This window comes from Rhizobium sp. FY34 (assembly GCF_005222845.1).
Lineage (GTDB): Bacteria > Pseudomonadota > Alphaproteobacteria > Rhizobiales > Rhizobiaceae > Neorhizobium.
In genome coordinates, this window is record NZ_STFZ01000001.1 from 89,868 (window position 1) to 103,977 (window position 14,110).

The window sequence follows — 14,110 nt, forward strand, 5'->3', positions numbered from 1 at the left end:
TTCGTATCCGGCATAAGCGCCTGCTGTCTGAGATGGCATCGTTGACGAAGTCCGGGTTCCAGCGTTTGTTGGGACGTAACGGCTGAGCCAGCAGACGTCTCGTCCCCAAGGCCCGCTTTCGGCTGCCATGCTTGCGTACCGTCAGCTTCTCCTCCCGGTGGAGACGCCGAAGCTTCCTCAGGTCTATGACGTTCCGTGATGATCGAGGATGATGTGGATACGGTGGTAACCGAAGCGCCAACGTTAAGATGCCACCTTCTTCATCACCTCCCGGATTGACGCTTCGTCATGTGGCTGGCGTAGCGAGCCGTTCGCCGGGCATATTGTCGGCGGGTGAATTTGGTCCTGGCCATTGTATTCCCCATCGAATTCGGAAATCCGAGAGAATCATAATCTATTGAATTAAAATGTATCTGTGAGGTGCCTCTTCGGTATTCCAGCCTTGGAATTGCGGGTACTCGTGTTGCCGAGCGAACTTATACGGTGTGTGGGCCGCTTTTTGCGTCACCGCTTGGGACAGGTATGGGCAGGTCAGGTACGGCGAAAGCGCGGGCCCTTGCGCAGTACCAAATCAACGAAGTCATTGCTCTCAATGATTTCCGGTATTGCGTCAAGGTGGAAAGGGCTTTCCGTCCCATCTCTCCCGAGATTGACGATTGAGAACCCACACGAGAGGATTTCCTGAATGAATTGAGCGGGATCTTGTCCTGCTGCCACGTATCGGCTCGGCGAAAATTCCATGATTACGATAAGGTCCGCCGTCGATGCGATCGTCTTTTGCATTCCACGCCACACAGAGTATTCGAACCCTTCGACGTCGATCTTTATCATCGAGGGGATGATCCGCCTGCCAGTGGCCTCCTGCACGTCCGCAAGGGCGATATCGAGTGGGGCGACCGCGACATGAATCGCCGGTCGGCTACCGTCGCCAAAGCCTGGAGCCAGGGATGACGAACCGCTGGAATTCGCGACATGACCTAAGATCCCGATCTCCTCGCGCTCTCCGATCGCAATGGATCGCACACACGAAATCGGCCTGTAGGCGTTCATTTCGAGGCTGTGCCGTACGAACTCGGCCAGCTTAGGCTGGGGCTCGAAAGCAACCACGAAACCATCAGCTTGGACAGCCCTAGATGCAAGGAGCGAGAAATAGCCGATATTGGCGCCGACATCGACAAACACGTCGCCTTCACACAGATTATCAATTATGAACCGGGTGACAGGTGGTTCCCATATGCCATTTCGGATGATGGATGCCGACATTTGCAGGTCACAGGCATCTAAAAATATGCCATCCCCATACCACAATTCAGATAGTACCGTGTCATTGCCGATATAATTGCTGACTGGTTGAAATCGATTTGCGGGATACGGCGTAATATAGCCTGATCTTATCCGGTCTTTAGATGTTCTTTGAAATAATTTACTAATAGATGACATCTTAAGCCCCATATATAACAAAAACCAATGTCACCGGCGGAGCTTGAGATTGCTGACCCGCTGCTTGGCACCCCGCCTGCGCCCACCCACCGATTGTACTCTACAGTACGAGATTCTGCGCGCCAGCGCCATGACACTCCGGTCACCCCGTTGCTACCACGCGGCGGGATTAAACACCTATCAGGCTGTTGAAAAAGCCCCTCGCTTCATTCGCCTCCCCATGATTCACTGAGCCCGATGGGATTCGGAGATAGTTGATGCGCGGCGGCGACGTTAAGACGGCTGAGCTTTTCAGCTATGTCGATCTTGAGGATCGGGTTCAAGTCTTTCACCAATATCGGCGCAAACCGGAATACCAACACCGTCATGGTCGCGTATATGGCTCAGGTCGGTCCCGGCGCCTTTGCCTCGCTGGGTGTGAGCTATACCGACAACCCGAGCATCAGCTATTTCGACGGGCAGGGGGCCTCGTTCAATATTGTCGCAAGCCCGTTCACGGCGTTCTGAACCTTGCCGCAAGCCGCGTCCCCGCAGGGCGTTTGCCTTGCAGGGATATTTCGATTGCCGATCGTTGTGCGACAGTCGTGACATCGGACAACAATGGAGCGGTCATGGAAATGGGCGGTCCTGAAACCGATCGGCCCTAGCGGTTCTCCGCACGGCGCAGGGTCTCGGACGGTAGTTCGCCAAACAGATCCCTGTATTGGGCAGCAAAGCGGCTGAGATGCCAGATGCCGAAACGCGCGGTCACATCGCCGATAAGGCCCTCCCGTCTGGCAAGCGCTTGGCGAACGGCATTCAGGCGCAGGCGCTGGATATAGTGGGCCGGACCAAAGCCAACCTCTTCGTGAAAGGCATATTCGAGCGCGCGCCGGCTGACGCCGACCTCTCTGGCCAGTCGCGAGATCGGTAAGTCCCGATCGAGATTGGCTTGGGCGATACGCCGGGCCTGTGCGAAGACCTGCCGTGGAGGTGGGCTTTTGCTGGCGTCCAGACCGCATGTCGGCGGGCCGGAAAGAATGCTCAGCACTTCCTCCTCAAAGCGGAGGCGAAGATGGTCAGCATATGGTGCGATGGTGAATTCCGGGCGATCCTTCAAGGTGGGGATCAAATGGGCCGCAGCCGATGCGATGGCTGGAATTGGGCTTTGGCCCGGTCGCACGAGCAGGCTCTGGCCATTTTGCAGGCGTTGTCCTGCAGCGGGAAGCCTTGCCGCAAGCCGGTCCAGTGAAAGTGATACCACACAAACAACGGTATCGAGCGCATTGCTGAACTGAATTTCGGCTCCTTCACCGAATAGCGCCATGTCCCCGAGAGCAAAGTCGAGGTTGCCGAGGCGACAGAGAGCCTGACCTGAGAGAAGAAAGATTGCAGCCACTTGGCCGCGCGGAACGGCGGCCGCCTGCTCTATCACCTGATTGACACGCTCCACGTGAACGCCGTCTTTCGCCGTCAGCATCAGCGAGGAAAAGGTACCCGAAAAGCGCCCCTTGCTCATCTGCCGATAAGACTGGTCATATCCGGACAGTTCGGCAGCCTGGCGATCAATATCGCCGAAACTTCCGTCTCGGACACATATGTTCGCATGGTTGATGTCACCAGACATGCGCGCTTCCCTCTTTGCGCAAAACGGCTAACCAGCCGGTGATCGGTATGCCTAATCTCCGAGGCGGGCCAGCATGAAGTGAGCCCGAAGATGCCGCTTGGCGCAAGAGCAAGAGGGGACTTTCGATGGATCTGACACATTGGGTGAGAGCGGCGTTCGTCGCCGGGGCAATTCTATTGACGGGTTCAGCCGAAGCCGAGGAACGCTGGCAGACGCTCCCGGACGCGCCTCCAATGCCGGTCGCCACACAGAGCGGCAAGGCGCCCGTCAATGGGATTGAGATGTACTACGCAGTCTATGGAACCGGCAAACCGGTGCTGCTGATACATGGCGGTCTTGGCTATGCCGACATCTGGGCCAACCAGGTCGCCGATCTCTCCAAGGATCATATGGTGATTGTTGCCGATAGCCGTGGGCATGGACGGTCTACGCGCACCGATGCCCGCTTCGGATATGACCTGATCGCGTCGGACTATCTTGCTTTGATGGATTTCCTGAAGGTCGACAAGGTTGCGCTTGTGGGCTGGAGCGACGGTGGCATTATCGGCCTCGATATCGCCATGAAACATCCCGAGCGGCTGACGCGTCTGTTTGCCCAGGCGGCGAATTCCAGGACCGATGGCGTCAAGCCGGACGTGATGGAGAACAAGACGTTTGCCGCCTATGTAGAGAATAGTGCCAAGGTCTATGCGAAAATTTCTCCCACTCCAGACCAGTTCGATGCCTTCGTGACGCAGATCGGTGAAATGTGGTCGACCGAGCCCAACTGGACAGATGAGCAGTTGAAGTCGATCGAGACGGAGACCGCGATTGTCCTCGGTGACCATGACGAGGCCATCACGCGCGAACATACCGATTATCTCGCCAAGATGATCCCGGCGGCAAAACTCTTGATCCTGAAGGACGCAAGCCATTTTGCCATGCTGCAGGATCCTGCCGGCTACAATACGGCGATCCGGGATTTCATTGATAGGTGAACTGGCCTCATGAACATTGGAGCGCCGATCTGGATCGGCGCACTTGTCATGGAACTTCACTCAAACAATAAACTTTCTAGCGCGTCTCTTGGCTCCGCCAGTGGCCCGCGAGTGTGCTGCAAACGGAAGTAAATGTCGGAATCGATCGCGCACTGTTGTGAATGGCGGCGCCCAACGGCTGGCGCCGGCAGCGTTTCTGGCTGCGTTGCAATATTTCCAGTTTCTTGCGCTTCATCCTGATTGGCTCGGGCCTGTATATCTCGCTACACGAAACTGTGCTGGCGACGCGCGCGCGGCAGCCTGAGATGCCATGCAAGGCCGAACTTGACACCAGAACTCCGGCGCCTGATAAGTTCGTCAGTGTGCCGAACAAATAAAGGAATAGCCTTTGGTGTCGATCGATCTCTTGACAGGAGCTGATGCAGCGATTGATGCAAAGGCGCAGAGCGCCCAAACGGATGACCGGGGTCACGCAAGTGTTCTCCGAAATACGGGCTTTGGCGCTAGACCAACCCATGTGATCGGCGTGGATCTGGGGGGAACGAAGCTTCTTGGCGGCCTTGCCGATGCGAAAGGCTGTCTTCTGGCAACGCTGGAAGAACCCACGCGCCATGGCAGGGATGCCCCTGTGATCGCCCAGATCGGCGAGATGGCGCGAGCCTTGGTGCAGCGGGCCGGTCTTGGGTCCGAGGCCGTCCTGTCCATGGTGATCGGCGTCCCGAGTGCTGTTTCACCTGCCAGCGGCCTTGCCTCGCTTTCACCCAATCTGGCGCTACCGGAAGATCGACCGCTGGCAGACCTGGTGGCCGAGCAGGTGCCGTTTGCCGTGCAGGTGGAGAACGATGTGAACCTTGCCGCTTTTGGTGAGGCTATGGCCGAAGGGTCTGGTTTTGAGGGTCCGTTGGTCTTTGTCTCTTTCGGAACCGGCGTGGGCATGGGGCTGGTCATCAATCACCAGTTGGTGCGTGGCGCCTTTGGCCGGGCGGGCGAAATCGCCTATCTGCCGATCGGTGCCACGCCGCATGTCGATGCTGTAACGTCTGAAAACGGACTTTACGAGGATCGCGTCGGCACCGGCGGCATCCTGAAGGTCTTGGCCAGGCCTGGCGAAACCGTAGCTGGGTTGTTCTTGCGCGCCGAAGCAGGGCAGGCCGATGCACTGGAAGCAATCGATCACCTGGCACGCAGTGCATCGATCGGTATTGCCTGTGTCCAGTCCCTCATCGATCCTGTGCAGATCGTCATTGGCGGTGGCATCGGTTCTCAAACCCTGTTCATGGAGCGTCTGCGCCACCATGTCGGGCCGCTTTTGCCTTTTGACTGCCGTATGGCGCCCAGCCGGTTCGGCACGCAAGCGGGTCTCGTTGGCGCCGTCATGTATGCGATGCATCTTGCCGGCGGCACCGTCACGCCAGGCGGTTTGGCATCCGCTGGCCGCTTGCCCGACATGTGAGGGCTGCGCGCCTATTTCTACGCCGCTCTCGTGGCCGATGCCGCATTATCATCGAGATACCAGGACACGTCGCCATGCTCTGAAAGGGCGGAAGCCGGGCAATCGGCATCGAAATGGCCGGCAAGGGAGCGGGCGATAGCGGCCTGCTTGGCGGTGCCCGTCGCCAGAACCACAATGCTTCTGGCCGACAGAATGCCGGCAATACCCATGGTGATGGCCTGACGCGGCACGGCGCCATCGGCAAAGAAGGCCCGGTTCGCTTGCAGCGTCTCGGCATGCAGTTCCACCAACCGCGTGCGGCTGTTGAGGCTGGAACCCGGCTCGTTGAAGCCGATATGGCCGTTGCGGCCGATGCCAAGCAGTTGCAGGTCGATCGGGCCGGATGTTGCAATCAGCGCCTCATAGGCGGCTGCCGCCCGGTGCGGATCGCTGTCCAGCCCGTTCGGCACATGGGTGCGTGCGGGATCAATGTCGATGTGATCAAACAGCAGCCGATTCATTGTCGAGCGATAGGAAGCCGGATGCTGCGCCGGCAAGCCGACATATTCATCGAGATTGAAGCTCGCAGCGCGCGAGAAACTCACGCGGCCCATGCGGTGGGCGGTGACGAGGGCCGCATAGACCGGCTCCATTGTGGCGCCGGTTGCAAGGCCAAGCACTGCATGCGGCCTCTGGCCAAGTAGCGTGACAATGCGTTCGCTGACGGCCATGGCCGCCTCACTCGCATCCTTGAAAACGTAACGTGTCATGAACATGCCCTACGTGAATAGAAGAATGGGCGGCAAGCGGCCTCCATCGAACGCCTTTATGTCATCGAAGCGCCGGCGCGATGCAGGAGCATCCCTGGTAGCGTCATATGTCTGGAAGTTTTTTTATAATTCGTCAAGGTGCCGAATTATTGTGTGAAGCCCCAATTTGGCGCAGAGCCAAGGCTGAGCTGCGGGATAGGCAAGTGGGCGCCGGATGGGCTTGCAATCGTTTGTCAGATAGCCGAACTCTGTGGCACGCTTTACGGCTTGGATAAGAGTTCGAGCCACACAAAGCCCCTCCGTTTGTCTTACCGCTTGAGCATCCCATGACATTTCGTCTCGGCCAACCCGCCATTCTCCGACAGCCGCCGGTATTGCGTCAGATATCCGTTCGGGTGGCCATGGATGTTCTTTTGCAGGAAGGGCCGACATCACGTGCGGCGCTTGCCAAGAAAACCGGGCTTTCCAAGCAAACCATGTCCGAGGTTATCCGCACGCTGGAAGAGGCAGGCTGGGTACGGGCGAAAGGCATTGTCAGCGGCAAGGTGGGACGCAGCGCTGTGACCTACGAGGTCGCCGATGATGCCGGTTATGCCGTCGGCATCGATCTTGGGGTGACGACCATTCGCATTGCCATCGTTTCCATTGCCGGGAACATCGTGCATGAAGGCGAACATGCCGCCGAAGGACGTATCGGTGATAAGCTCATCGCCCATATGCAGGATCTGGTGGAAATGAGCCTGCGTGGTGCCGCGATTCCATTCGATAAGGTGTTGCTTGGCGCCGTCGCCACGCCCGGCGTCATCGATCCGGCAAGCGGCACGCTGACGCTTGCGCCGAACATGACCGAAACCGGTGATCTCGATGTGGTGAGCCGGCTGGCCGAGGCCCTTGGCTGTGACGTGGTGATCGAAAACGACGTGAATGCCGCGGTCCTCGGAGAAAGCTGGAAAGGATGTAGCGCCGGCCTTGAGACAGCGGCCTTCATTTCGCTTGGTACGGGTGTTGGCCTTGGCATGCTGATCAATGGCAGGCTTGCCAGGGGCGCCAAGGGCGCGGCAGGTGAGGTTGCCTATCTGCCATTCGGCGCGGACCCATACAGCCATGACAGTCTGGAGCGCGGCGCATTGGAAAGTGCTCTTGGTGCGCAGGGCATTCTGCGCCGCTACAGGCAATTGGGTGGCGAAAGAGGCGGTGTGCGCGCCCTCGTCGAAGCGGCGCAAACAGGCGAGGCGGCGGCACTCACTGTTATGCGCGAAACGGCGCAGTTGGCCAGCCTGCTCATCGTTTCGGTCAATGCAATGCTCGATCCGGATATCATCGTGCTTGGCGGTAATATTGGGCGCCACCCGCTGATGCTCTCCTTCGTGCGCGAAGAGCTTCCGCGCCTGACGCGCAGTGCCATCCGCCTGGAACCGAGCCGGCTCGGGGCTCGTGCCACGCTGATCGGTTCCATTGCCATTGCGCTGAACCAGGCTCACAAGGCCCTATTTTCCCCGCAGGATCTTCCAAGCGAAATGCGCTTGCCGCAAGACCGTTCCTGATCGTGTTCTTCACCTGAGATGCATGCCGTTCGACATGCGATCCACCGTGAATGTCGCACTCACTGTGGCCTTCGGACCGAGTTCCCCCCTGAGATGATGCGATTGATCAGCTTTGCGACAGCGCCATGCATTTCTGCATCTGCATCTGCATCTGCTGGCTCTGCTGCGTTTTCATGGGAGGCCGCTGCATCCTGCAAAATGCCGATGATCTCTCTTTCAGGAAGGATCTTGGCATCGTTGAGCGCCAGAAGCAGTGCCTCGCAAATCGAAAGCGCCGCTATTCCGGAATAAGTGTCGTTTGTAGACATGTCGAGATGGCCCTTCCTGGTCTGCGCGCCTGCCGACAGGAGCCATACGGCGCAACAGGGACCTTTTCAGACTGTCGGTTTCTGTGACCTGATCGAGATCAGTTGCCGGACCCATTTCCATGCTAGGTATTGGGCATCACACGAAGATTGGTCTGCATTTGGAAAAAACACCGCTCGCCCTTAAACTTGGCGCTTTCGTTGCCCTGTCCCGCACAGAAATGTCCGTCTTAGACGCGCTGCACAAGCGGCGTCGCACCTTCATTGCGGGCTGTGATCTCGTGCGCCAGGGGCAATCAAATCAGTCCGCCTATATTCTGATGTCTGGTTGGGCCTGTTCTTACAAGCTTCTCCAGGATGGGCAGAGACAGATTGTCGATTTCCAGATTCCCGGTGATTTTCTCGGCCTGCGCAGTGTGTTGTTGCACATGTCGGACCACAGCATCGAGCCGATCACCGACATAGAGGTGACGGAGGTGACTGTGACCGACCTGCTTGAGGCATTTTCACAAACGCCTCGTTTGGCAACGGCAGTCTTTTGGGCAGCCTCGCGTGACGAAGCGATGGTGGTCGAACATCTGATCGATATCGGGCGCCGCAACGCGGCCGAGCGCATGGCCCATTTCCTGCTCGAACTCGGAGCTAGACTCGCACTGGTCGGCTTGGGGAGCAAGGCTGGCTTTGCCTGTCCACTATCGCAATATCTTCTCGCCGACGCGCTTGGGCTGAGTGCCGTGCATGTCAACAGGGTGCTGCGAACCCTGCGGGAAGCCGGAATGGCCACATTTCGCGACGGTTTGGTTACCTTCGATTCCTATCGACGGTTGACTGAGTTTGCGGACTTCGATCCGACCTATCTGGATCAAATCGGACCAATTCTCAGGTAAGTGGAACCGCTGGCATCCGGAAGAATGCGCGTTCCAGCGTCGCCCTCAAGGATGGCGCGGGCGTCATTCAATCGGCCGATGCCGGCAAGCTTGCCGCTTTTTCTCGCAAAGTCGGATGCGGCTGCAACCTTCGGTCCCATCGAGCCCATGGCCAAATCAAGACCATCCAGCGCATCCGCCGTTGTCGCGCCGATCGCACGCTGGTCGGGGCCGCCATAGTCCTCAAATACGGCTGCCACATCCGTGAGTAGCAGAAGTGCGTCTGCCTCAAGGTGCAGGGCCAGCAGGGCCGCCGTTCGATCCTTATCGATCACCGCCTCCACGCCCTCCATTTTGCCCTGTGCATTTTTCACCACCGGAATGCCCCCGCCTCCGGCGCAGATGACGACGTGGCGAGCGGCAAGCAGGACCTTGATTGCCTCGATCCCTATTATCCTGCGTGGCAGGGGGGAGGGAACCACGCGACGAACGCCGCCAGTGACTTCGGTGACGAGTGCCCAGCCGTGCTGTTGTTTCGTTTGTGCGGCGTCTTCCACGGAGTAGACAGGACCGATGGGCTTGCTCGGCGTCTTGAAGGCAGGGTCTGCCGGGTCCACTTCGACCCGACTGAGCAGCGTGGCGCAGTGTGAACCCGCTGGCAGTGCGTTCATCAACTCCTGTTCGACCATATAACCGATCATGCCCTCTGTTTCGGCGCCCAGAACATCCAGCGGCCAGGGTTTGGACGGCTCATAGGCCGCACCCTGAAGGGCCAGCAACCCGACCTGCGGGCCATTGCCATGGGCGATCACAATCTGGTGGTCGCGGGCCAGATCGGCCAGCGCAACAGCCGCAATCTTTACATTGGCGATTTGTGCGGCGGTCGTCATCGGCTCCCCACGCCGGAGGAGAGCGTTGCCGCCTAAAGCCACGACGATCCTCATCTCAGGACCCTATCGTTGCCACGAGGACGGCCTTGATCGTATGCATTCGGTTCTCGGCCTGATCAAAGACGACCGAAGCGTGGGATTCGAAGACGTCTTCTGTCACCTCCATGCAGTCTATGCCGAATTTCTGGAAGGTGGCTTCGCCAACTTCGGTATCGCGATTGTGGAATGCCGGAAGGCAATGCATGAACTTGGCATAGGGGTTCCCGGTCTTTTCCATCATCGCTGTCGTAACCTGATAGGGTGACAAAAGCGCGATGCGCTCTTCCCAGATCTCGTCTGACTCGCCCATGGAAACCCAGACATCGGTATAGACGAAGTCCGCTCCCTCAAGCCCTTCGGCGTGCTTTTCTGTCAGGGTGATCCGCGCACCTGTCGTTTCGGCGATGGCCCTGCATTGTGTGACAAGGTCATGATCCGGCCAGCAGCTTTGTGGGGCGCACAAACGGATATCCATGCCCATCAGCGCACCACCTATCATTAAGGACGCGCCCATGTTGTTGCCTGCGTCTCCCATGAAGCAAAACGCGATGTCGGACAAATGCTTGTGGGTGAATTCGCGCATCGTCATCAGATCGGCGAGGACCTGGGTTGGATGGAAATCGTCGGTCAATCCGTTGAAAACCGGCACACCCGAATATCGCGCCAGCACCTCGGCGTTCGTCTGCCCAAATCCGCGATACTCGATGCCATCATAGAAACGGCCCAGAACGCGCGCGGTATCCTTCATCGATTCCTTGTGGCCGATATGGCTGCCCGAAGGACCGATATAGGTGACATGCGCTCCTTGATCGAAGGCCGCCACTTCAAAGCCGCTGCGGGTTCGGGTGCTGTCCTTCTCGAAGATCAGGGCGATATTCTTGCCCTGGAGTCGTGGCGCCTCGAAGCCGCCTCTCTTGGCCGTCTTGAGGCTTGCAGCCAATTGTAGCAGATGACGGATTTCGTCAGGCGAAAAATCGAGCAGTTTCAAAAAGCTACGGCCGTGTAGGTTCTGTGGCATGCGCGTGTTCCTTATATGCTGTCTCGGATTAGGGGGCAGGTCATGCAATGCGATCCACCGCGTCCACGTCCAAGTTCGGAGCCTGGAATGGTGATGACCTCGATGCCGGCCTTGCGCAGCAGGGTGTTGGAATAGACGTTGCGCTCATATCCAACGACGACGCCGGGTTCGAGGCACAGGAGATTGTTGGCGTCGTCCCACTGCTCGCGCGCCGATTCATAGGCATCGCCACCTGTCGGGACTGTCCGAAGCGCCTTGATGCCCAGTGCCTTGGCAACAACCTCAAGGAACGGCTTTGTTTCTGTCTCCACCACGATATCGGTCCCATCGCCGGGCCGCAGGCTGTAGCAGCGGATGGCGTCGGTCACTTCGGCAAATACTGTCACCAGATCGCGATCGCAGAAGGTAAAGACCGTATCGAGGTGCATGGAACCCCTGGAACGGGGAAACTGGCAGGCAATGACCCGCGTGGCGCCGCCGCCGGCAAACAGATTACGGGCAATCTGGCCCACCGCCTGGGGCGTGGTGCGCTCGCCCATGCCAATGAGAACGGCACCGTGACCGATCGGCATGACATCGCCGCCTTCAACCGTTGCGGGTCCGTGATCCTGCAACGGATCGCCCCACCAGATGGGAAAGCCGGCATCCTTGAAATCGGGATGAAAGCGATAGATTGCCGCCACGTTCAATGTTTCGAGCCGCCGCGCGGGCCAATGCATCGGGTTGATCGTCACACCACCATAGATCCAGCAGGTCGTGTCGCGGGTGAAAATATGATTGGGCAGGGGTGGCAGGATGAAATCCGCAGGCTCCAGCATCGGGGCAAGAACGCCCTTGGGAGCAACTGGCAATTCCGCGCGGCTCATGCCGCCAATCAGGATTGTCGAGAGAAGATCTGCGTTGATCTCCATCAGATGAGCCAGAAGATCACCGGCAAGGCCGACGCCAACGGTGTTGTCGTTGATGCGCGCCTCAAGAAGCCAGCGGCGGGCTTCCATATTGGCCAATGTCTCGGCCAGCAATTCTCGCAGATACACAACCTCGACGCCGCGGTTGCGCATTGCATCGACAAAGGTCATGTGCTCGATCCGGGCCTGTTTGACCCAGATGACGTCATCAAACAGCAGTTCGGCGCAGTTGGCGGGTGTCAGCCGGGCCATGGCTGCGCCAGGCTTGTGGACCAGGACGCGGCGCAACTTGCCCGCCTCGGAATGGACGCCATAGGGAATGCTCATGTCGCGGTTCCTTGCAGAAGGACGCCAATGCTCAGGGCGCCCATGATTGTGATGGTCAGGACCAGAAGGACCGGCCAGATGAAACGCAGCCAGCGATCATAGGGAACGCGAGCGATAGCGAGACCGCCCATGACGACGGCGGATGTGGGGGTAACAAGATTGACGAGCCCGGCAGCCGACTGAAACGCAGTGACGATCAGGTTGCGCTCTACGCCAGCGAAATCGCCGACAGGGGCTAAGATCGGCATAGACAGAACGGCAAGGCCTGAGGTCGAGGGCACGAAGAAGGAGAGGGCGACTTCAATCCAATACATGACGTTGATGAAGACGATCCGGTTCAGGCCGGCAATGCTCGCTTCGGCCCAATGCAGGATGGTGTCGGTGATGTGACCGGCGTCCATGATCACGACGATGCCGCGCGCCAGCCCGATGATCAGCGCCACCCCCAGAAGATCGCGCGCGCCGCCAACGAAGGCCTCTGTCAGTCCCTTTTCGCCCAAGCGCCCAACCAGGCCGATGCTGATGCCCGCAAACAGGAATAGTCCGCTCATCTCGGCCATCCACCAGCCGCCTAGCGAAACACCCCAGATCATCACCGCGAACGTTAACCCAAACAGCAGCAGGACGATCTTGTGCAAGCCGGTAAAGTCGGTCGCGGTCGCCTGGCTTGAACTGAGGAAATGTGCCTCGTTCTCGGCCTTGCGGTCGAAAATGATCGAACAGGACGGGTCGGCTTTGACCCGCGCTGCATAACGCATCACGTAGGCGGTGGTTGCGGCGAAAGTGACGGCCAGAAGGGCTAGTCGAAGCAGAAGCCCGTCCGTGAATGGTACACCGGCGGCATTCGAGGCAATCACCGTCGAAAACGCGTTGACGGTTGAGCCGAGCACGCCAACGCCTGCGCCAAGCAACACGACCGCGACGGCGGTTAGCGCGTCATAGCCTGCAGCGATCATCACAGGGGTCAAAAGGACGTAAAACGGGAGTGTCTCTTCCGCCATGCCTTCCGTGGTGCCGCCGATCGCGAAAAGCCCCATCAGGATCGGGATCATCCATTTTTCCTGTCCCTGCAGCTTGGTCATGGCGCGTTTGATGCCCGCGTCTATCGCGCCGGTGGCCGTTACCACGCCAATGAACCCCCCAATCATCAGCACGAACAGCGCAACATCAATGGCATTGGCCATGCCGCTTGTCGGGTCGTAGAACCCGTTGATCGGGGCGAGGATGACAGCGAGGAAACCCTGCGGGTTGGCATCGGTCGCAGCATAGGTTCCAGCGATCGGGATGTCCTTGCCCAGCAGTTCGGATGCCACGCGCTCGTACCTGCCGGCAGGGACGATCCAGGTCATTGCGGCAACCAAAGCGATCAGTGCCAGGAGAATCGTATAGGCTGTGGGGAAATTGAAGCGTGTCGTTTGTTCGGTTGGAGACGAAGCTGTCGGGGCCATGGATGTATCCTTTGCCTGCCGGACCATCAACGTTCGCGCAGAAAGGCTACCCTAGTGCAGGACGTCAGAGGGCGGACTGATCAAGGTTAGGCTCATCCGCATTCGAGGGCTTGTTCCGCTCTTCTTCTGCTGCTTCCTGCTGAAGTTACTCGCCAACCTCAAAAACCCGGCGATTTCGGCCCGATCCCCGACCTTTAAAGAGCCCGCTTCATGATGGCTTCTCATTGTTCCCCACCAACCCGATGGGCACTTTCCTTCTGGCGAGCGGTGTCATCTGCGTCGTCGTCGCAATGCGGCCCTCGATCCGTTCCGAGCGCAATCAGGTGTTCGTGGAAGAGGTTTGATATACGCCGACGGGGATACGACTGGTGGGAGACGGCGATCTTCGCCAGGGAAATGAATTTGACATTTGATACCCTCTTGCGAAACGGACCATCAATCAAGTGTTTGAATTTATAAAAGCTAACATAATCATAATCTTGTAGGTCTATTCTTGACTCCGATCTTTCCTGGCGAGAGTCCTGTAACGAATGTCGGTGT

13 protein-coding genes are annotated in these 14,110 nt (G+C 58.4%); 5 read left to right on the forward strand and 8 right to left on the reverse strand.

What is annotated here, in order from left to right; all coding sequences use genetic code 11:
• Window positions 1–531: 531 nt before the first annotated feature.
• On the reverse strand, window positions 532–1,440 hold the full coding sequence (locus E8M77_RS00375; protein ID WP_170975689.1) for an FkbM family methyltransferase: 909 nt from the start codon (window positions 1,438–1,440) through the stop codon (window positions 532–534).
• A gap of 297 nt (window positions 1,441–1,737) precedes the next feature.
• Between E8M77_RS00375 and E8M77_RS00380 the strand changes: the two genes are divergently transcribed.
• Window positions 1,738–1,947: a hypothetical protein gene (locus E8M77_RS00380; protein WP_137128625.1), complete on the forward strand. Its 210-nt coding sequence runs from the start codon at window positions 1,738–1,740 to the stop codon at window positions 1,945–1,947.
• A 136-nt stretch (window positions 1,948–2,083) separates the two neighbouring features.
• On the opposite strand, the gene E8M77_RS00385 is transcribed toward E8M77_RS00380, so the two are convergent.
• Window positions 2,084–3,046 carry a helix-turn-helix domain-containing protein gene (locus E8M77_RS00385; protein WP_137128626.1) on the reverse strand — a complete coding sequence of 321 codons (963 nt, stop codon included), beginning with the start codon at window positions 3,044–3,046 and terminating at the stop codon, window positions 2,084–2,086.
• Window positions 3,047–3,171: 125 nt separating this feature from the next.
• Here E8M77_RS00385 and E8M77_RS00390 point away from each other — a divergent pair, with 125 nt between their 5' ends.
• Entirely contained in the window at window positions 3,172–4,023 is an 852-nt protein-coding gene (locus E8M77_RS00390) for an alpha/beta hydrolase (RefSeq protein WP_137128627.1), read from the forward strand.
• Between the two features lie 391 nt (window positions 4,024–4,414).
• Window positions 4,415–5,476 carry an ROK family protein gene (locus tag E8M77_RS00395; protein ID WP_246659069.1) on the forward strand — a complete coding sequence of 354 codons (1,062 nt, stop codon included), beginning with the start codon at window positions 4,415–4,417 and terminating at the stop codon, window positions 5,474–5,476.
• Between the two features lie 17 nt (window positions 5,477–5,493).
• Here E8M77_RS00395 and E8M77_RS00400 read toward each other — a convergent pair whose 3' ends face one another.
• A complete protein-coding gene (locus E8M77_RS00400) occupies window positions 5,494–6,225 on the reverse strand; it encodes a glucosamine-6-phosphate deaminase (RefSeq protein ID WP_137128628.1) in 732 nt (243 codons plus the stop codon).
• A 326-nt stretch (window positions 6,226–6,551) separates the two neighbouring features.
• Between E8M77_RS00400 and E8M77_RS00405 the strand changes: the two genes are divergently transcribed.
• Window positions 6,552–7,769 (forward strand): ROK family transcriptional regulator, encoded by a 1,218-nt coding sequence (locus tag E8M77_RS00405; protein WP_137128629.1) that lies wholly within the window; start codon window positions 6,552–6,554, stop codon window positions 7,767–7,769.
• Window positions 7,770–7,828: 59 nt separating this feature from the next.
• On the opposite strand, the gene E8M77_RS00410 is transcribed toward E8M77_RS00405, so the two are convergent.
• Window positions 7,829–8,077 (reverse strand): hypothetical protein, encoded by a 249-nt coding sequence (locus E8M77_RS00410; protein ID WP_137128630.1) that lies wholly within the window; start codon window positions 8,075–8,077, stop codon window positions 7,829–7,831.
• Between the two features lie 119 nt (window positions 8,078–8,196).
• Here E8M77_RS00410 and E8M77_RS00415 point away from each other — a divergent pair, with 119 nt between their 5' ends.
• Window positions 8,197–8,961, forward strand: coding sequence for a Crp/Fnr family transcriptional regulator (locus E8M77_RS00415; RefSeq protein WP_137128631.1), 765 nt, complete (start codon window positions 8,197–8,199; stop codon window positions 8,959–8,961).
• Here E8M77_RS00415 and E8M77_RS00420 read toward each other — a convergent pair.
• The 4 genes from E8M77_RS00420 to E8M77_RS00435 are packed head-to-tail and all read right to left on the reverse strand — an operon-like array spanning window position 8,937 to window position 13,570.
• Window positions 8,937–9,884 carry a carbamate kinase gene (locus E8M77_RS00420; protein WP_137128632.1) on the reverse strand — a complete coding sequence of 316 codons (948 nt, stop codon included), beginning with the start codon at window positions 9,882–9,884 and terminating at the stop codon, window positions 8,937–8,939. The genes E8M77_RS00415 and E8M77_RS00420 overlap by 25 nt on opposite strands.
• Before the next feature lies 1 nt (window position 9,885).
• Window positions 9,886–10,887 carry an ornithine carbamoyltransferase gene (gene argF, locus E8M77_RS00425; RefSeq protein WP_137128633.1) on the reverse strand — a complete coding sequence of 334 codons (1,002 nt, stop codon included), beginning with the start codon at window positions 10,885–10,887 and terminating at the stop codon, window positions 9,886–9,888.
• Between the two features lie 11 nt (window positions 10,888–10,898).
• Window positions 10,899–12,122 (reverse strand): arginine deiminase, encoded by a 1,224-nt coding sequence (gene arcA, locus E8M77_RS00430; protein ID WP_137128634.1) that lies wholly within the window; start codon window positions 12,120–12,122, stop codon window positions 10,899–10,901.
• Entirely contained in the window at window positions 12,119–13,570 is a 1,452-nt protein-coding gene (locus E8M77_RS00435) for a YfcC family protein (RefSeq protein WP_137128635.1), read from the reverse strand. Before E8M77_RS00435 ends, arcA begins: the two co-directional genes overlap by 4 nt.
• Between the last annotated feature and the right edge of the window lie 540 nt (window positions 13,571–14,110).